Below are 18272 nucleotides of genomic sequence, written 5' to 3'. Positions count from 1 at the left end.
TCAGGCGGAGAGCTTCTCGCGACCCTTGCGCCGACGACCGGCGATGATCGCCCGGCCCGCGCGGGTGCGCATCCGCAGCCGAAAGCCGTGGGTCTTGGACCGGCGGCGGTTGTTCGGCTGGAACGTGCGCTTGCTCACGAGGTACTCCCACTACGCGACGTCGACGGTGCGCACCCGCTGGTGGGCAGGCACGCGCGAGGGACGATCAGGACACGACGGCTGTCGGCCGCCGGTGCCCGGCATCCACAGACTCCGGCCAGCATAGCCGAGGGAACGGGCGAGCCGGTGGGCCGGGCGGACGTCGACCGCTCGGGCGCCGTCGGCCGCGGGCACGGTGCGCGGTGACGCGCCGCCCCCGCGGGGTGACGCGCCCGACGCTCCGCCCCCACCGGTCACCGGCGTCGTTGCCGGGCTGTGGACAGGGCTGTTAGCGTCGCCGTCGCTCCGCACCGGATCCCACGTCCGGGCGCAGGGGCCGCCCCGCTGGGTCGACCGACCACCGCGCCCTCCGAAGAACCGCTCGTTCCCCGCTCCTGACCAGCGACGACGCCTCTGCCCGGTCCGGACCGGGGCACCTCGGTGCGAGGAGTTGCCGGCCGCGCACAGCCTGTGGACACCGGTGTGGACGCCGTGTACCCGGATGTCCACAGCGGGGGACTGGCCGGGGACGACGGACCCGGCTGCGGACGGTCGCGGCAGGGGCCGACGACACACGGTTTGGGGAGGACACGGCCATGACCGATGCCACGGTGGACCTGGCGACGGTCTGGGACCAGATCCGCGAGCGACTGGCGGCGAGCCTGTCCCCGCAGCAGAACGCCATGCTCAGCCTGACCCGGCCGGTCGGGGTGTTCGAGGACACCGCGGTGCTGGCCGCGCCCAACGGGTTCACCCAGACGGTGCTGGAGTCCCGGATGCGCCGTGTGCTGGCCGAGGCCCTGTCGGAGCACCTGGGCCGCGCCATCCGCGTCGCCGTCCAGGTCGACGACACCGCCGCCGAGCAGGGCGGCGCCGAGCCCGAGGTCCCCACCCGGCGGCCGTGGTCGGCGGTCGAGGCGCAGCGGGCCGAGGAGGACCGGGAGACCCGTGACCGTGCCGACGACGGCCGCAGCGCCTTCGGGATCCGCGCCGACGTCTCCCGGCCGCTGACCTGGGAGCGCGAGGCCGCCGGGTCACCCGAGCCGGCCGACGATCCCGGCGCCGACCGGGACGTCGAGGAGTGGGCGCCCACGGACTGGAGCCCGCCGACCCGCCGACCCGCCGAGCGCAGCACCCGTGCCACCGACCGCGACTGGGGGGGCACCGACCCGGACGAGGACGGAGCCGCCGTCCTGCCCTTCGACCTGGACACCGGTGCACTGGCCGAGCAGCAGCGGCCCTCGGCCGGCAGCGGCCGGGGCCGCCGCGGCGAGGGCCGGGCGGCGGGCGGGCGCGGCGGGGACGCCGTCCCCCTCTTCGGCGACCGGCGGGCACCGGCCGGCACGCAGGACCCGGGGCTGAACCCCAAGTACGTCTTCGACAGCTTCGTCATCGGCAACAGCAACCGGTTCGCCCACGCCGCGGCGGTCGCCGTCGCCGAGGCGCCCGCCCGGGCCTACAACCCGCTGTTCGTCTACGGCGACTCGGGGCTGGGCAAGACCCACCTGCTGCACGCGATCGGGCACTACGCGGCGCGCATGTACTCGAGCGTGCGGGTGCGCTACGTGAGCACCGAGGAGTTCACCAACGAGTTCATCAACCTGGTGCACTCCGGCCGCGCCGAGGACTTCCGCCGCCGCTACCGCGACATCGACTTCCTGCTCATCGACGACATCCAGTTCCTGGAGCGCGCCGAGCGGACGCAGGAGGAGTTCTTCCACACGTTCAACACGCTGCACAACGCCAGCAAGCAGATCGTCATCACCTCCGACCGGGCGCCGAAGAAGCTGACCACGCTGGAGGACCGGCTGCGCACCCGCTTCGAGTGGGGGCTGATCACCGACGTCCAGGCGCCGGACCTGGAGACCCGCATCGCGATCCTGCGCAAGAAGGCCTACGGCGAGCGGCTGCAGGTGCCCGACGCGGTGCTGGAGTTCATCGCCAGCAAGGTGCAGACCAACATCCGCGAGCTCGAGGGGGCGCTGATCCGGGTCACCGCCTTCGCCAGCCTCAACAAGCAGCAGGTGGACCTGCCGCTGGCCGAGCTGGTGCTCAAGGACCTGATCAGCGACGAGCAGGGTCCGCAGATCACCGCCGCGATCATCATGGCGGCCACCGCGGAGTACTTCTCCGTGACGATGGAGGAGCTGCAGGGCACCAACCGCAGCCGCACGCTGGTCAACGCCCGGCAGATCGCGATGTACCTGTGCCGGGAGCTGACCGAGCTGTCCCTGCCGCGGATCGGGGCGTCCTTCGGCGGCAAGGACCACACCACGGTCATGCACGCGGTCAAGAAGATCACCAACCAGATGAGCGAGCGGCGGGCCACCTACACCCAGGTCACCGAGCTCACCGCCCGGATCAAGAGCCGCGCCCGGCAGTGAGGCGATGACATCGTCGTCCTACCGGACGACACCGCGGCCAACGGCCGTCCCCCAGCAGCATGGAGCCCACCCGGCCGCTCGTCGGGGACCCTGCGGGCCCCACTCCTCCCGACCACCGCGGCCACGTGCCGTCCCCGGCCGCCGTGGAGCCCCTCCGTCATGCCTGCGAGGACGACGGTGTCATCGCTGTCCACAGCCGGTGTGGACCGGTGTGCCGGCATCGTCCCGGCGTCCCGCGCGGCTCGCCGCTGACCTGGACCGGTGACCCCGGTCGACTCGTCGACGAGTTGTCCCCAGGGATGTGCACAGCCTGGGGAGATCTCACCTCGTCCCCTCACGAGGGGTCACGACCGGCCCGGAAGCACCGCCGATCCGCACGACCGTGTGATTTCCCGGCTCCTCCTCGACCAGCACGGATCCGAGTCCGCCCTCGTCGGTGCGGTGGACGACCGCCGGACCGGTCGTGGCCCTGGGTACGAGCTGGGGACGACGCTGGGAGAACCGGGGGACAGGGCGTGGAAAGACGGCGACCGGTGTGCACGACCGTCGAGATGTCCACGTGTCGACAACAGCCGACGGTCGTCCACCCACAACTCGTCAACACGTCGACTCGGGCGCTGACCTGCGGGGACAGGCTCTGTCCCCAGGTTCCACACCAGTGATGACGAAGACGAAGGAGAGAGATCGGGGCTTTCTCGAACCACAGTCAGGGTGGGGACGCAGCGCTGGAGAACGACCTGGTGGGAGCAGCGGCCGTCCGCATGTCGGTCGCACAGGGCACGATGAGCAGCGCAGCAGGAGCGCAGACGACAGAGCTGGGGTGGGGAAGGTCATGGAGTTCCGGGTGGCACGTGAGGTGCTCGCCGACGCCGTCGCCTGGACGGCGCGCAGCCTGCCGCCGCGGCCGTCGGTCCCGGTCCTGGCCGGGATCCTGCTCGAGGTCGACGGCAGCCAGCTGTCGGTGTCCGGGTTCGACTACGAGGTCTCCGCCCGCGCCGAGGTCGACGTCCAGGGCACCGAGAGCGGCCGCGCGCTGGTACCGGGCCGGCTGCTCGCCGAGATCACCCGGGCACTGCCGCCGCACTCGGTGGACGTCCGCGCGGAGGGGGCACGGCTGGCCATCTCCTGCGGCAACGCGCGGTTCAGCCTGCCGACCCTGCCGGTCGAGGACTACCCGTCCCTCCCGGTGATGCCGTCGGCGGCCGGCGTGGTGGACAGCGACGTGTTCGCCGAGGCGGTGGGCCAGGTGGCCGTCGCCGCCGGGCGTGACGACACGCTGCCCATGCTCACCGGTGTCCGGCTGGAGATCGACGGCGACCGGGTGACCCTGGCCGCGACCGACCGGTACCGGTTGGCCGTGCGCGAGTTCGCCTGGCGGCCGGAGACCCCGGGGGTCACCGCCGCCGTGCTGGTGCCGGCGCGCACCCTGGCCGACGCGGCCAGGACCCTGACCAGCGGCCCGGAGATCGTCGTCTCGCTGTCCTCCGGCGGCTCCGGGGAGGGCATCCTCGGGCTGTCCGGCAAGGACCGGCAGACCACGACCCGGCTGCTGGACGCGGAGTTCGTGAAGTACCGGGCGATCATGCCGACCGAGTCGCAGGCCAATGCCACGCTGCCGGTCGGGCTGTTCACCGACGCGGCCAAGCGCGTGGCGCTGGTCGCCGAGCGGGGTACGCCGCTGCGCTGCGAGTTCACCCCCGGCCAGGTGACGCTGCGGGCCGGCGGCACCGACGACGAGGGCCAGGCCGAGGAGCGGTGCGACGTCGAGTTCGACGGCGACCCGCTGACCATCGGCTTCAACCCGACGTTCCTGCTCGACGGCCTGGCCGCGGTGCACACGCCGCGGGCGCGGATGGACTTCACCAGCCCGCTCAAGCCCGCCGTCCTCTCCGGTGTGCAGGAGCCGGCGGCCGACGAGGACGCCGGCGACGGCCGGGCGCCCGCCCGCCCCGCCGAGCGCCCGGGCAGCTACCGCTACCTGATCATGCCGGTGCGCCTGCCCGGCTGAAGAAGGACCCTCCTGCCCCCCGCTCCTCGGAGAAGGACCCCGTCCTCCCCACCCCTCGCACGCTCGGGGCGGGACCCGAGACGGGGCCAGGGACCATGCAGGAGGGCCGCGGCGGGCCCCGTCGCGCGGACCGCGCCCACCGAGCACGATGGGCAACCGAGGCCGGACACCTGCGAGGAGAGGACTGCATCGTGCAGCTGGGGCTGATCGGGCTGGGCAAGATGGGCGGCAACATGGCCGAGCGGGTGCGCCACGCCGGCCACGAGGTCGTCGGGTACGACCGCGCACCGGGCAGGCGGGACGTCGAGAGCCTGGAGGAACTGGTCCAGGCCCTGTCGACGCCGCGGGTGATCTGGGTGATGGTGCCCGCCGGGGATCCGACCCGCGCCACCATCCACGAGCTCGGGGACCTGCTCGACCCCGGCGACGTCGTGGTCGACGGCGGCAACTCGAAGTTCACCGACGACAAGCTGCACGCCGAGATGCTGGCGGAGAAGGGCATCGGCTACATCGACGCCGGTGTCTCCGGCGGGGTGTGGGGCCTGGAGAACGGCTACGCGCTGATGGTCGGCGGCACCAAGGAGGACGTTGCCAAGGTGCAGCCGATCTTCGACGCGCTCAGGCCGCAGGCGCCCAAGGACGCGTCCGGCCAGGAGCTGCCCGGTGCCGGGTTCGTGCACGCCGGCCCGGTCGGGGCCGGGCACTTCGCGAAGATGGTCCACAACGGCATCGAGTACGCGATGATGCAGGCCTACGGCGAGGGCTACGAGCTGCTGACCGCCGTCGACCTGGTCGAGGACGTGCCCGGCGTCATCGCCTCCTGGACGCAGGGCACGGTCATCCGCTCCTGGCTGCTCGACCTGCTGGTGCGCGCGCTGCAGGAGGACCCGGACCTGGAGAAGATCAGCGGGTACGCCGAGGACTCCGGCGAGGGCCGCTGGACCGTGGAGCAGGCGATCGACCACGCCGTCCCCATGCCGGCGATCTCCGCGGCGCTGTTCGCCCGGTTCGCCTCCCGGCAGGACGACTCGCCGACGATGAAGGCCGTCGCCGCGCTGCGCAACCAGTTCGGTGGGCACGCGGTGCACGCCATCCGCGAGGGAGAGGTCGAGCGCCCGGCATGAGTCCGTCCGTGCCGGCCGTCCCCGGGTCGCCGAGCTGAGGTGTACCTGCGGCACCTGCAGCTGGCGTCCTTCCGCAACTGGGAGCGGGTGGACCTCGCCCTGCGTCCCGGGGCGACGGTCTTCGTCGGCCGCAACGGCGCGGGCAAGACCAACCTGGTCGAGGCGGTCGGCTACCTGGCCACGATGGACAGCCACCGGGTCGCCGGCGACGCCCCGCTGGTCCGGCAGGGCGCGAGCCAGGCGGTGGTCCGCGCGGCGTTGCGCCGTGCGGACCGCGAGCTGCTCGTCGAGGTCGAGATCAACCCGGGGCGGGCCAACCGGGTACGGGTCAACCGGGCCGCGCTGCCGCGGCCTCGGGAGCTGCTCGGCCTGGTCAAGTCCGTGCTCTTCGCCCCGGAGGACCTCGTCCTGGTCCGCGGCGACCCCGCCGAGCGGCGGCGGTTCCTCGACGACCTGCTCTCCAGCCGCACGCCGCGGCTGGCCGGGGTGCGCAGCGACTACGACCGGGTGCTCAGGCAGCGCAACGCGCTGCTCAAGACCGCCCGGCTGGCCCGCGGCAGCTCCCTGGCCACCCTCGAGGTCTGGGACGGGCACCTGGCCGACCTCGGCGGGCAGCTCCTGGCCGCCCGGCTGCAGCTGGTCGCCGACCTGGCGCCGCACGTGGCGCGGGCCTACGCCCAGGTCGCCGGACCGGACGCCGCGGGAGCCGCGCTGGGCTACGCCAGCACCGTTCCGCTGGCCGGTGACGGCACGCCGATCCGGCCCGGGACGGCGCTGCCGACCCACCGTCAGCTGTCCGCCGCGCTGAGCGAGCAGGTGGCCCGGCGCCGCGCCGAGGAGGTCGACCGCGGGATGACGCTGGTCGGTCCGCACCGCGACGATCTGGTCGTGTCCCTGGGGTCGTTGCCGGCGAAGGGGTTCGCCAGCCACGGCGAGTCCTGGTCGCTGGCGCTGGCGCTCAAGCTGGGCTGCTTCGCGCTGCTGCGCGCCGACGGCGAGGAGCCGATCCTGGTGCTGGACGACGTGTTCGCGACCCTGGACGCCGGCCGGCGGGCGGCGCTGGCCGCGGTGGCCGGCTCCGCCGAGCAGGCGCTGGTCACGGCCGCGGTGCTCGACGACGTCCCGGCCGAGCTGCGCGGCACCGTGGTGGAGGTCGCCGGCGGGCGGGTGGTGCCGCTGGCCGCCGGGGCGGCCGAGGACGCGACCGGGGACGCCGCCGTGGGCGGCGCGCTGCTCGACGGAGGTGCCCGATGAGTGCGGACGGCGAGCGGCCCGCGCGGCCCGGTGACACCCCGCCGGCCCGGCCCAGCGACATCGCACGCGCGGCGCTGGAGGCCGCCCGCGTGGCGTCGGCGGCCCGGCCCCGGCCCACCCGGCGACGGATCGCCGGCCCGCGGCGCACCTGGACCGGCGCCCGACCCGGCGACGACGACCCGCAGCCGCTGGGCCGGCTGGTCGACTCGCTGGTCCAGAACCAGGACTGGACCGAGCACACCAAGGTGGGAGCGGTGTTCGGCCGCTGGTCGGCCCTGGTCGGCCCGGACATCGCCGCCCACTGCACCCCGCAGACCCTCACCCACGGCGAGCTGCTGGTGGTCGCCGAGTCCACCGCGTGGGCCACCCAGCTGCGGCTGCTGGCGCCGACGATCCTGGGCAAGCTGCGCGCCTCGGTCGGCGGGGACGTCGTGACCCGGCTGCGCGTTGTCGGACCGACGGCCCCGAGTTGGAAGAAGGGCCCCCGGGCGGTGCGCGGAGCGCGCGGACCGCGGGACACGTACGGATAGGAGCGCAGCCCGCCTCCGGGCCGCTCCGGGAGGACGGTGCACATGAGGACCGTGCACATGGGGACGGTGCACATGAGGACGGTGCACGTGAGGACCGTGCACGTGAGGACGACGCACACGGGAACGAGGCAGCGATGAGCAGCCCGCGCGACCGCGACGGCTTCGACGACCGCGCCGACGAGGGCAGCGGCTGGCGGGAGCCGGCCCACCTCGGCGGGGACTCCCCCGCCGAGCGGCCGACGGGGGACCGCCCGGGCGGTCCGGACCGGCCGGGGGAGGGCAGCACCGCCTGGCAGCCCCCCGGCTGGGACCTCCCGCCGGCCTCCCCGGACCGCCCGGTCGACCAGCCGCAGACCGCGGAGGAGCGGCCGGCCCGCGGCGGCCTCCTCGGGGGGCGGCGCCCGCGCACCCCCGGCGAGGTGGAGCGGGTCTTCGCCTACCAGGGCGACCCCGTCGGCGTGCAGGGCTGGGCGGTGCAGCACGGCTGGACGGCCTCCGACGGCACCGCCCCGGAGGACGCCGTCCTGGCCGAGCTGGTGCGCACCGCGCCGGTCCGCGCGACGAAGGACCACCGCCCGGCCGGGGTGGTGCGCGGCCGCTACGGGGCGCTGGAGCTGGTCGCCTTCGACGTCCTCTACGCGTCGGGGCGCTACGCCGTCCCCGAGTACGCGATCACCGCCGCTCCGGTGCTCGGCTCCGTACCGACGCTGCGGCTGTCGCCGGCCCGGTTCTGGAAGCACCGGACCGGCGGGCTGGTGCAGGTGCCCAGCGGCGACCCGGCCTTCGACGCCCGCTGGGTGCTGCTGGCCGCGGAGGACTCGCCGGCCACCCGGCGGCTGGTGGAGGACGCCACGGTGCGCGCGCTGCTGCTGGGCACCGACGACGGCGACGAGTTCTGGACGACGACCGGGCACGGCGGCTGGGCGGGCGGCTTCGTCGCGGCGATCCGTCCCGACGGCCACCGCCCGGAGCTCCTCGAGCACCACGCCCGGCTGCTGACCGCCGTCGTCGGCGCCCTCGCCGTCGTCTCCTGATCCCGGTGAGCGCTCCCGCGGGGGGACGACCCGAGGCCGTCGCGCCGGCAGCGGGGCTGCGCGAGCTGCTCCCGCTGCTGCGTCCGCACCGCCGGCCGCTGCTGGCCGCGGCCGCGCTCTCGCTCGTCGCGGCCGCCGGCTCCCTGGCCCAGCCGGCGCTGGTCGCCCGGGTGATCGAGGCGGTCGGCGCCGGGCGGGCGCTGCTGCCGGCGGTGCTCACCCTCCTCGTCGTCCTGGTCGCGGCGTCGGCGCTGGGCGCGGTGCAGCAGTACCTGCTGCAGCGCACCGCGGAGGGCGTCGTGCTCTCCACCCGCCGGAGGGTCGCCGACCGGCTGCTGCGGCTGCCGGTCGCCGAGTACGACCGGCGCCGCACCGGGGACCTGATGTCCCGGGTGGGCGCGGACACCACCATGCTGCGGGCGACGGTGACCTCCGGCGTCGTCGAGATCGCCGGCTCCGCCGTCGTCGGCGTCGGTGCGCTGGTGGCGATGGCGCTGGTGGACGGCTGGCTGCTGCTGGTCACGGTGCTGTCGGTCACCGTCGGGCTGACCGTGGTGGTGTCGGTGTCCCGCGGGGTGCGCAGGCTGTCCCGGCAGGCCCAGGAGGAGGTCGGCACGATGAGCGCCGCGGTGGAGCGGGCGCTGTCGGCGGTGCGCACCATCCGGGCCAGCGGCGCGACCGCGCGGGAGGTCGACGTCGTGGGGGCGAGCGCCCGGCGCGCGTACGCGGCCGGGGTGCGGGTGGCTCGGCTGGAGGCCATGGTCTCCCCCGCCGGTTCGATCGCCGTCCAGGGCGCGTTCCTCGCCGTCCTCGGCCTCGGCGGGTACCGGGTGGCGACCGGGTCGATCGCCGTCGCCGACCTGGTCGCCTTCATCCTGTACCTGTTCCTGCTGGTCATGCCGCTGGGCCAGGCGATCGGTGCGTGGACCCAGCTGCAGACCGGGCTGGGCGCGCTGGCCCGCATCCAGGAGGTGCTGGCGCTGCCGCCGGAGGACGACGCCCGGCCCGAACGGGGCGGCCCGGTCCTCCCCGTGCCGGCCACCCCTCCCGCCGGGACCCCGCTGCTGGAGCTCGACGACGTCACGTTCGCCTACCCGGACGGCGCTCGGGTCCTCGACGGGGTGTCGCTGAGCGTGCCGGCCGGCAGCCGGGTGGCGCTGGTCGGGCCGTCCGGGGCGGGCAAGTCGACGGTGCTCGCGCTGGTCGAGGGCTTCTACCCGCTCACCGGCGGGGCGATCCGGTGGGCCGGCACCGACGTCCGCGATCTGCCGCGGGCCGGCCTGCGCGCCCGACTGGGCTACGTCGAGCAGGAGGCGCCGGTGCTCGCCGGCTCGGTCCGCGACAACCTGCTGCTGGCTGCGCCGTCCGCGACCGACCCCGAGCTGTGGGCGGTGCTGGCCGCCGTCGGCCTCACCGAGGTGGTGCAGCGCTCACCGCGCGGGCTCGACGTCCCGGTCGGTGACGACGGCGTGCTGCTCTCCGGCGGGGAGCGGCAGCGGCTGGCGATCGCCCGGTCGCTGCTGGCCCGCCCGGCGCTGCTGCTGCTCGACGAGCCGACCGCCAGCCTCGACGCCCGCAACGAGGCGTTGCTGCGCGACACCCTCGCCGCCGCGACCGCCGACCGGGCGCTGCTGGTGGTCGCGCACCGGCTGTCCACCGTGCTCGACAGCGACCAGATCGTCGTCCTGGACGCCGGCCGGGTGGTCGGCCGCGGCACCCACGCGGAGCTGGTGGCGACCAGCCCGCTCTACCGCGAACTCGCCGCGGCGCAGCTGCTGGTCTGACGCCGCGCAGGATCAGCTCAGCTGGTCGTGCCGCGTCCGAGCTCACCGTCGACGGTGAGCCCGGTGGCGCCACGGTGAGCCAGGACGCGGTGCGGTGAGCTCAGCTGATCGTCGACGGACGGTGCCGCCGACCCCGTCCCGGGTCCGGCCCGCGCCTGCGAGGGGTGGGCAGGACGGGGTCCTTCTCCGGTGGGGGGCAGGGGGGCCCTTCCTCAGGCGGCGGTGGCCCCGGACCGCGGCTCGCCGGTGACCGTCGTCCCCTCCTCCGCCGCGCGGCAGATGTTGCGCACCATGCCCCCGAACACGACCCCGTGGAACGGCACGAGCACCCACCAGTACAGGTGCCCGAACAACCCGTGCGGGCGGAAGGTGGCCTTCTGCCGCAGCCGGGTCCGGCCGTCGTCCGGTTCCACGTGGAACTCCAGCCACGCCAGGCCGGGCACCCGCATCTCGGCGCGCAGCCGCAGCAGCCGGCCCTCGTCGAGCTCCTCCACCCGCCAGAAGTCGAGCGCCTCGCCGACGTAGAGGTCGTGCGGGGAGCGCCGTCCCCGCCGCAGCCCCACCCCGCCGACCGCCCGGTCCAGCCAGCCGCGCACCTCCCAGGCCAGCGGGAAGGAGTACCAGCCGGACTCCCCGCCGATCCCCTCGACCACCCGCCACAGCGCCGCGGGCGACGCGTCGCTCACCCCGGCGCGCTCGTCGACGTAGAGGCTGCCGCCGGCCCAGTCGGGGTCGGTGGGCAGCGGGTCGGACGGCGCACCGGGGACCGACGCCGACGACCAGCGGGTCGCCACTGCGGCGTCCTTGACCCGCTGGATGGCCAGCCGGACGGCGTCGTCGAAGCCGAGCAGCCCCTCCGGCGGGTCCGGGACGTGGCGCGCGATGTCGTGCTCGGCGCAGACGACGGTGTTGCGCAGCGACTCGACCAGCGGGCGGGCGATACCGGCCGGCACCGGCGTGACCAGCCCGACCCAGTGGCTCGACAGCGCGGGGCTGAGCACCGGCACCGGCAGGATCCGCCGCCTCGACAGCCCGGCCACCGCCGCGAAGCGCTGCATCATGTCCAGGTAGGTCATGACGTCGGGGCCGCCGATGTCGAAGGAGCGGTGCACCTCCGCCGGGAGCGTCGCGCAGCCGACCAGGTAGCGCAGCACGTCGCGGATGGCGATCGGCTGGATGCGGCTGTGCACCCAGCGTGGGGTGACCATCACCGGCAGCCGCTCGGTCAGGTGGCGCAGCATCTCGAACGACGCCGACCCCGAGCCCAGCACCACCGCCGCCCGCAGGACGACGGTCGGGACACCGGAGCCCAGCAGGATCCGCGCCACCTCGGCGCGCGAGCGCAGGTGCGGGGAGAGCTCCTCGCCCTCCGGCTCCAGGCCGCCCAGGTACACCAGCCGCCCGACGCCGGCCTCGCGCGCGACGCGGGCCACCACCCGCGCGGTGCGCCGGTCGGTCTCCTCGAACTCGGGGCCCGTGCCGAGGGCGTGGACCAGGTAGTAGACGACGTCGGCCCCGGCGCAGGCCGCCGCGACCGCCTCCGCGTCGCCGGCGTCGGCCCGGGTGATCTCGACCTGCCCGGCCCACGGGTGGTCGCGCAGCCGCTCGGGGGAGCGGGTCATCACCCGCACCCGGTGCCCGGCGGCGAGCAGCTCGGGGACCAGCCGGCCGCCGACGTACCCGGTGGCTCCGGTCACGAGGCAGGTCCTGGGGGTCGTGCCGTCGGTCTCGGCCATGTCCCGAGTGTCCGCCGCCGACGCCCGCCCAGCGCCCCGGCCGGGGTGCTCCGCCGACCGGCCGCCAGCGGCCGCAGGGACGGCGTGTCGACCTGGGGGGCAGCACCCGGGGTGGCAGACGCGCTCCCAGTGGCGCAGACACGACGTGAGGGCCGGGACGACGGCGTTCTTGTCGTACCACCCGGTATCCTGGGAGACAGAAACCGCCAGCATCCGGCTCAGCGTCGTTCTGCGCCCCTGTGGCACGGCGTCGTCCTGCGCCCCTCGTGAGAGGGTGTGCGTTCCGCGCCCCTGCCCGTCGTCGGGGCGCCGTGCGCCGGGTGCGCGACAGAAGGGCCCCACGTGGTCGCGCGACCGAAGACCGACACCCTGCCGGACGCCTACTCCGGCAGCTCCATCACCGTCCTCGAGGGTCTCGAGGCGGTCCGCAAGCGCCCCGGCATGTACATCGGCTCGACCGGTGAGCGGGGTCTGCACCACATGGTGTGGGAGGTGGTCGACAACTCCGTCGACGAGGCCCTCGCCGGCCACTGCGACGCCGTCCGGGTCACCCTGCTGGCCGACGGCGGCGTGCGGGTGGAGGACAACGGCCGCGGTATCCCGGTCGACACCCACCCGGTGGAGAAGCGGCCCACCGTCGAGGTGGTCATGACCATCCTGCACGCCGGCGGCAAGTTCGACGGCAAGAGCTACGCCGTCTCCGGCGGTCTGCACGGCGTCGGCGTCACCGTCGTCAACGCGCTGTCCACCGCCCTCGACGTGCGCATCTGGCGTGACGGCGTCGAGTGGCACCAGCGCTACACCGAGGCCGAGCCCGGCCCGCTGGAGAAGGTCGGCCCGACGAAGAAGCGCGGCACCCAGATCACCTTCTGGGCCGACCCGGGGATCTTCGAGACGACGACCTACTCGTTCGACACGATCAGCCGCCGGCTGCAGGAGATGGCCTTCCTGAACAGGGGCCTCAAGATCGTCCTGCGCGACGAGCGGCCCGGCCACGGCAAGGCCGAGACCGGCATGGCCGAGGAGGTCTCGCTGGCCGAGGAGGCACCCGCCCCGGACGAGGAGCAGCCCGCCCTCGAGCCGACCGAGATCACCTACTTCTACGAGGGCGGCCTCAAGGACTACGTGGCCTACCTCAACCGGACCAAGAGCCCGATCCACCGCTCGGTCATCGGGTTCTCCGCCGACGGCACCGGCCGCAACGACATGGCCATGTCGGTCGACATCGCCATGCAGTGGTCGGAGGCTTACTCCGAGTCGGTGCACACCTTCGCCAACACCATCAACACCCACGAGGGCGGCACCCACGAGGAGGGCTTCCGCGCGGCGCTGACGTCGATCGTCAACCGCTACGCGGAGGACAAGAAGCTGCTCAAGGGCAAGGACGACAAGCTCACCGGCGAGGACATCCGCGAGGGCCTGGCCGCGATCGTCTCGGTGAAGATCGGCGACCCGCAGTTCGAGGGGCAGACCAAGACCAAGCTGGGCAACACCGAGGTCAAGGGCTTCGTGCAGCGGGTCTGCAACGACCAGCTGGCGCACTGGTTCGAGGCCAACCCGACCGAGGCCAAGCAGATCATCACCAAGGCCTCCTCGGCCGCGCGTGCCCGCCGCGCCGCCCAGCAGGCCCGCCAGCTGGCCCGCAAGAACCCGCTGAACTCGACCGGCCTGCCCGGCAAGCTGGCCGACTGCCGCTCCACCGACCCGCGCGCCTCGGAGATCTACATCGTCGAGGGCGACTCGGCCGGCGGCTCGGCGAAGTCCGGCCGCGACTCGATGTTCCAGGCGATCCTGCCGATCCGCGGCAAGATCATCAACGTGGAGAAGGCGCGCATCGACCGGGTGCTGAAGAACACCGAGGTCCAGTCGATGATCACCGCGTTCGGCACCGGCATCCACGACGAGTTCGACCTGTCGAAGCTGCGCTACCACAAGATCGTGCTGATGGCCGACGCCGACGTCGACGGCCAGCACATCCGCACCCTGCTGCTGACCCTGCTGTTCCGCTTCATGCGGCCGCTGGTCGAGGCCGGGCACGTGTACCTGGCCCAGCCCCCGCTGTACAAGATCAAGTGGGGCGGCAAGCACGGCGACGAGTACGTGTACTCCGACAAGGAGCGCGACGCCGTCATCAAGGCCGGCGTCGAGGCCGGCCGCAGGCTGCCCAAGGACGACGCCATCCAGCGGTTCAAGGGCCTCGGCGAGATGAACGCGACCGAGCTGTGGGAGACCACGATGAACCCGGAGACGCGCATCCTGCTGCAGGTCACCCTCGAGGACGCCGCCACCGCCGACGAGCTGTTCAGCGTGCTCATGGGCGAGGACGTCGAGGCCCGGCGCAGCTTCATCACCCGCAACGCCAAGGACGTCCGCTTCCTCGACGTCTGAACAAGGACCCCCTTGCCCCCCACTGCTCGCAGGCTCGCAGCGGGCCCCTGCAAGGGGGCCGCCGTCGGCCCGAATCGACATCCACTCCGTATGCACTGAACCGTGGAGACCTGAACCGTGACCGAGACCCCTGCCCGCGACCGGATCGAGCCGGTCGACCTCCAGCAGGAGATGCAGCGCAGCTACATCGACTACGCGATGAGCGTGATCGTCGGCCGCGCCCTGCCAGAGGTGCGCGACGGCCTCAAGCCGGTGCACCGCCGGGTGCTCTATGCCATGTACGACCAGGGCTTCCGCCCCGACCGCGGGTACGTCAAGTGCGCCCGCGTCGTCGGCGAGGTCATGGGCAACTACCACCCGCACGGTGACGGCGCGATCTACGACGCCCTCGTGCGGCTGGCCCAGCCCTGGTCGATGCGTTACCCGCTCATCGACGGCCAGGGCAACTTCGGCTCCCCGGGCAATGACCCCGCGGCCGCGATGAGGTACTGCTTGACCGGTGACGCCCTCGTGCGCACCGTCGACAGCACCGTCACGTTGGCCGAGCTGGCCGACGGCATGGCGCCCAACAGCGAGCGCGAGCTCGGGCTCAAGGTGCTCGACCGCAACGGCGACCCGGTGCTGGCCAGCACGGTGTTCCACTCCGGCACCCACCCGGTGAAGCGGCTGACCACCACCGGCGGCTACTCCGTCACCGGCACCGGCAACCACCCGCTGCTCTGTCTGGTCAGCGTGCTGGGCGTGCCCACTCTGCTGTGGAAGACCCTCGACGAGATCCGCCCCGGCGACCGCGTCGTCCTCCAGCGGGTGGCCCGCGAGGACGAGGGCATCCCGGCGGCGAGCGACGAGGACCTCGCGTTGCTCGCGGGCGCCTTCGTCAGCGAGGGCTTCGTCTCGGCGAACCGGGCCGGCTTCAACAACCTCGATCGCGACTTCTTCGACGCCGTCGTCGCCGCCTACGACCGGTACGTCGGCGGACGGCGGTACGTGTCGTCGCGGGTCATCGCCTCCGGCAGCACGCTGCACGAGCTGGATGTCCAGGACCTGAGCGCCCTCAGGGAGACCGACCTCGGCCTCATGGTCGGTCAGCGCAGCGCCGCCAAGCACGTGCCGCACGTCGTCTGGCACTCCACCACGGGCACGCGCCGGCTGTTCCTGCAGGCGCTGTTCGAGGGTGACGGCTCGTCGTCCCTGCTGCCGCGCAGCACCATCCAGGTCAGCTACTCGACCCGCAGCGACCGGCTGGCCCGCGAGGTGCAGCAGCTGCTGCTGGAGTTCGGCGTCGTCAGCAAGCTCTGTCGGTACGGCAACGGCGAGATCAAGGTGGTCGTCGGCAACCGCCGGGACGCCAGGCTGTTCGCCACCCGCGTCGGCTTCTGGGGCCGCAAGCAGGCCAAGCTCGAGGCCGAGCTCGCGCAGGTGCCGGCCACCAGCACCGCCATGTCGACCGACCACGTCCCGTTCGTCGCCGACTTCCTGCGGCTGACCGGTGCCGAGCGGTGGACCGAGCGCGACTGGCTGCGCCGGCACAACGTCGACCGCATCGAGCGCTGGGAGCGCGACCGCGACCTCATCGAGGCCCGGATCACCAACGCGGAGGCGCTCGAGGTCGTCGCGCCGCTGGTTGACGGCCGGTTCCACTACGCCGAGGTCGCCTCGATCGAGGACGCCGGTGAGGCACCGGTCTACTCGCTCAAGGTCGAGACCGACGACCACGCCTTCATCACCAACGGATTCGTCAGCCACAACACGGAGTCACGGTTGACCCCGCTGGCCATGGAGATGCTGGCGAACATCGACGAGGAGACCGTCGACTTCCAGCCCAACTACGACGGCAAGAACTCCGAGCCGCTGGTCCTGCCGGGGCGCATCCCCAACCTGCTGATCAACGGCTCGGCCGGCATCGCCGTCGGCATGGCCACCAACATGCCGCCGCACAACCTCCGCGAGGTCGCCGAGGCGGTGTTCTGGATGCTCGAGCACCCGGACGCCGAGCCGGAGGAGGCGCTCACCGCCTGCATGCAGCGCATCCCGGGCCCGGACTTCCCGACCGCCGGCCTGATCGTCGGCCGCGAGGGCATCGAGGAGGCCTACCGCACCGGCCGCGGCGCGGTGCGCATGCGCGCCGTGGTCACCGTCGAGGAGGACACCCGGGGCCGGGTGCAGCTGGTCGTCACCGAGCTGCCCTACCAGGTCAACCCGGACAACCTGGCCGAGGCGATCGCCGACGCGGTCCGCGACGGCCGGCTGCAGGGGATCAGCGAGATCGCCGACGAGTCGTCCGACCGGGTCGGCCGCCGGCTGGTCATCACCCTGCGCCGGGACGCCGTCGCCAAGGTCGTGCTGAACAACCTCTACAAGCACACCCAGATGCAGACGACGTTCGGCTGCAACATGCTCTCCATCGTCGACGGCGTCCCGCGCACGCTGCGCCTCGACGAGCTGGTCCGCCACTACGTCGCCCACCAGGTCGAGGTCATCCAGCGGCGGACCCGCTACCGGCTGCGCAAGGCCGAGGAGCGCGCGCACATCCTGCGCGGGCTGGCCAAGGCCCTCGACCAGCTCGACGCGGTCATCGCCCTCATCCGCTCCAGCGAGTCCGCCGACGCGGCGCGCAGCGGCCTGATGGAGCTGCTGGAGATCGACGAGATCCAGGCGACGGCGATCCTGGACATGCAGCTGCGCCGGCTGGCCGCCCTCGAGCGCCAGCGCATCCTCGACGAGCTGGCCGAGCTCGAGGCCCGCATCGCCGACCTGCAGGCGATCCTCGACTCGCCCGAGCGGCAGCGGCAGATCATCCGCGACGAGCTCGCCGAGATCGTGGAGCGGTACGGCGACGAGCGGCGCACCAAGTTCGTGGTCAACGATGGCGACGTCTCCATGGAGGACCTCATCGCCGAGGAGGAGGTCGTCGTCACCATCACCCGCACCGGCTACGCCAAGCGCACCAAGAGCGACCTCTACCGGTCGCAGCGGCGCGGCGGCAAGGGCGTCATGGGCGCGACGCTCAAGCAGGACGACATCGTCGACCACTTCTTCGTCGGCTCCACCCACGACTGGATCCTGTTCTTCACCAACAAGGGCCGGGTCTACCGGGCCAAGGCCTACGAGCTGCCCGAGGCCAACCGCACCGCCCGCGGCGCGCACGTGGCCAACATCCTGGCGTTCCAGCCCGACGAGCGGATCGCCCAGGTCATGCAGATCAAGGACTACTCGGTCGCCCCGTACCTGGTGCTCGCCACCGCCAACGGGCAGGTGAAGAAGACCCGGCTGGTCGACTTCGACTCCCCGCGCAGCGGCGGGCTCATCGCGATCAACCTGCGCGACGGCGACGAGCTGGTCGGGGCGGCGCTGATCGACCCCGAGCAGGACCTGCTGCTGGTCACCCGCAAGGCGATGTCGATCCGGTTCCAGGCCGACGACGCCACGCTGCGGCCGATGGGCCGGGCCACCGAGGGGGTCCGCGGCATCTCGCTGTCCTCCGACGACCAGCTGCTGTCGATGATCGTCGTGGAGGAGGGCGTCGACGTCCTGGTCGCCACCGAGCGCGGCTACGCCAAGCGCACCGGCATCGAGAACTACCCACCGCAGGGCCGGGGCGGCAAGGGCGTGCTCACCGCCGACCCCAAAGCGCGCAAGGGCAACCTGGTCGGTGCGCTGGCCGTCCGGCTCGGCGACGAGCTGTACGCCATCACCTCCGGTGGCGGGGTCATCCGCACCCCGGTCAACGGCGTCCGGCACAACAAGGACCGCGCCACCATGGGTGTCAAGCTCATGAACTTGCCCGACGACGTGGCGATCGTGGCGATCGCGCGGACGACGGACAACGACGAGCCCTCCGCCTAGGCTGGGGAGGATGACGGAGGAGGCGGGGCGGCCGTGCCCCCGAGGA

The 18272-nt window shown here is 73.3% G+C and carries 11 protein-coding genes; 9 read left to right on the top strand and 2 right to left on the bottom strand.

Annotated features, from left to right (window positions below):
• The gene (gene rpmH, locus DQ238_RS07415) at positions 1-138 is read right to left on the bottom strand and encodes a 50S ribosomal protein L34 (RefSeq protein WP_089305879.1); all 138 of its coding nucleotides are present in this window, start codon (positions 136-138) and stop codon (positions 1-3) included.
• A 596-nt stretch (positions 139-734) separates the two neighbouring features.
• On the opposite strand from rpmH, the gene dnaA reads away from it, so the two are divergent.
• From dnaA to DQ238_RS07380, 7 genes are all read left to right on the top strand, one after another.
• Positions 735-2522 carry a chromosomal replication initiator protein DnaA gene (dnaA, locus tag DQ238_RS07410; protein ID WP_199506189.1) on the top strand — a complete coding sequence of 596 codons (1788 nt, stop codon included), beginning with the start codon at positions 735-737 and terminating at the stop codon, positions 2520-2522.
• 844 nt (positions 2523-3366) lie between these two features.
• The gene (gene dnaN, locus DQ238_RS07405; RefSeq protein ID WP_233495790.1) at positions 3367-4530 is read left to right on the top strand and encodes a DNA polymerase III subunit beta; all 1164 of its coding nucleotides are present in this window, start codon (positions 3367-3369) and stop codon (positions 4528-4530) included.
• 95 nt (positions 4531-4625) lie between these two features.
• The gene (gene gnd / locus DQ238_RS07400) at positions 4626-5654 is read left to right on the top strand and encodes a phosphogluconate dehydrogenase (NAD(+)-dependent, decarboxylating) (protein ID WP_113780648.1); all 1029 of its coding nucleotides are present in this window, start codon (positions 4626-4628) and stop codon (positions 5652-5654) included.
• A 39-nt stretch (positions 5655-5693) separates the two neighbouring features.
• Positions 5694-6908 (top strand): DNA replication/repair protein RecF, encoded by a 1215-nt coding sequence (gene recF, locus DQ238_RS07395; RefSeq protein WP_113780647.1) that lies wholly within the window; start codon positions 5694-5696, stop codon positions 6906-6908.
• On the top strand, positions 6905-7438 hold the full coding sequence (locus DQ238_RS07390; protein ID WP_113780646.1) for a DUF721 domain-containing protein: 534 nt from the start codon (positions 6905-6907) through the stop codon (positions 7436-7438). The genes recF and DQ238_RS07390 overlap by 4 nt, the downstream gene beginning before the upstream one ends.
• Before the next feature lie 134 nt (positions 7439-7572).
• Positions 7573-8472: a hypothetical protein gene (locus DQ238_RS07385; RefSeq protein ID WP_113780645.1), complete on the top strand. Its 900-nt coding sequence runs from the start codon at positions 7573-7575 to the stop codon at positions 8470-8472.
• Between the two features lie 5 nt (positions 8473-8477).
• Complete coding sequence (locus tag DQ238_RS07380; protein ID WP_113780644.1) at positions 8478-10256, top strand: ABC transporter ATP-binding protein; 1779 nt, start codon at positions 8478-8480, stop codon at positions 10254-10256.
• A 212-nt stretch (positions 10257-10468) separates the two neighbouring features.
• Here the strand turns inward: DQ238_RS07380 and DQ238_RS07375 are convergent, their stop codons facing one another.
• On the bottom strand, positions 10469-11992 hold the full coding sequence (locus DQ238_RS07375) for an SDR family oxidoreductase (protein ID WP_113780643.1): 1524 nt from the start codon (positions 11990-11992) through the stop codon (positions 10469-10471).
• 342 nt (positions 11993-12334) lie between these two features.
• Here DQ238_RS07375 and gyrB point away from each other — a divergent pair, with 342 nt between their 5' ends.
• Together gyrB and gyrA are read left to right on the top strand one after the other, a co-directional pair.
• Positions 12335-14380: a DNA topoisomerase (ATP-hydrolyzing) subunit B gene (gene gyrB, locus DQ238_RS07370; RefSeq protein WP_113780642.1), complete on the top strand. Its 2046-nt coding sequence runs from the start codon at positions 12335-12337 to the stop codon at positions 14378-14380.
• Positions 14381-14497: 117 nt separating this feature from the next.
• Entirely contained in the window at positions 14498-18226 is a 3729-nt protein-coding gene (gene gyrA, locus DQ238_RS07365) for an intein-containing DNA gyrase subunit A (RefSeq protein WP_199506188.1), read from the top strand.
• The last annotated feature ends 46 nt before the right edge of the window (positions 18227-18272 follow it).

It is taken from the genome of Geodermatophilus sp. TF02-6 (assembly GCF_003319115.1).
Taxonomy (GTDB): domain Bacteria; phylum Actinomycetota; class Actinomycetes; order Mycobacteriales; family Geodermatophilaceae; genus Geodermatophilus.
This window is presented reverse-complemented; position numbering and strand designations above follow the sequence as displayed.

Bases quoted from the DNA above. Each gene is read 5' to 3' on its own strand.
- DQ238_RS07390 (WP_113780646.1), top strand. From the start codon at position 6,905: ATGAGTGCGGACGGCGAGCGGCCCGCGCGGCCCGGTGACACCCCGCCG.
- DQ238_RS07375 (WP_113780643.1), bottom strand. From the start codon at position 11,992: ATGGCCGAGACCGACGGCACGACCCCCAGGACCTGCCTCGTGACCGGA.
- gnd (WP_113780648.1), top strand. From the start codon at position 4,626: ATGCAGGAGGGCCGCGGCGGGCCCCGTCGCGCGGACCGCGCCCACCGA.
- DQ238_RS07385 (WP_113780645.1), top strand. From the start codon at position 7,573: ATGAGCAGCCCGCGCGACCGCGACGGCTTCGACGACCGCGCCGACGAG.
- dnaA (WP_199506189.1), top strand. From the start codon at position 735: ATGACCGATGCCACGGTGGACCTGGCGACGGTCTGGGACCAGATCCGC.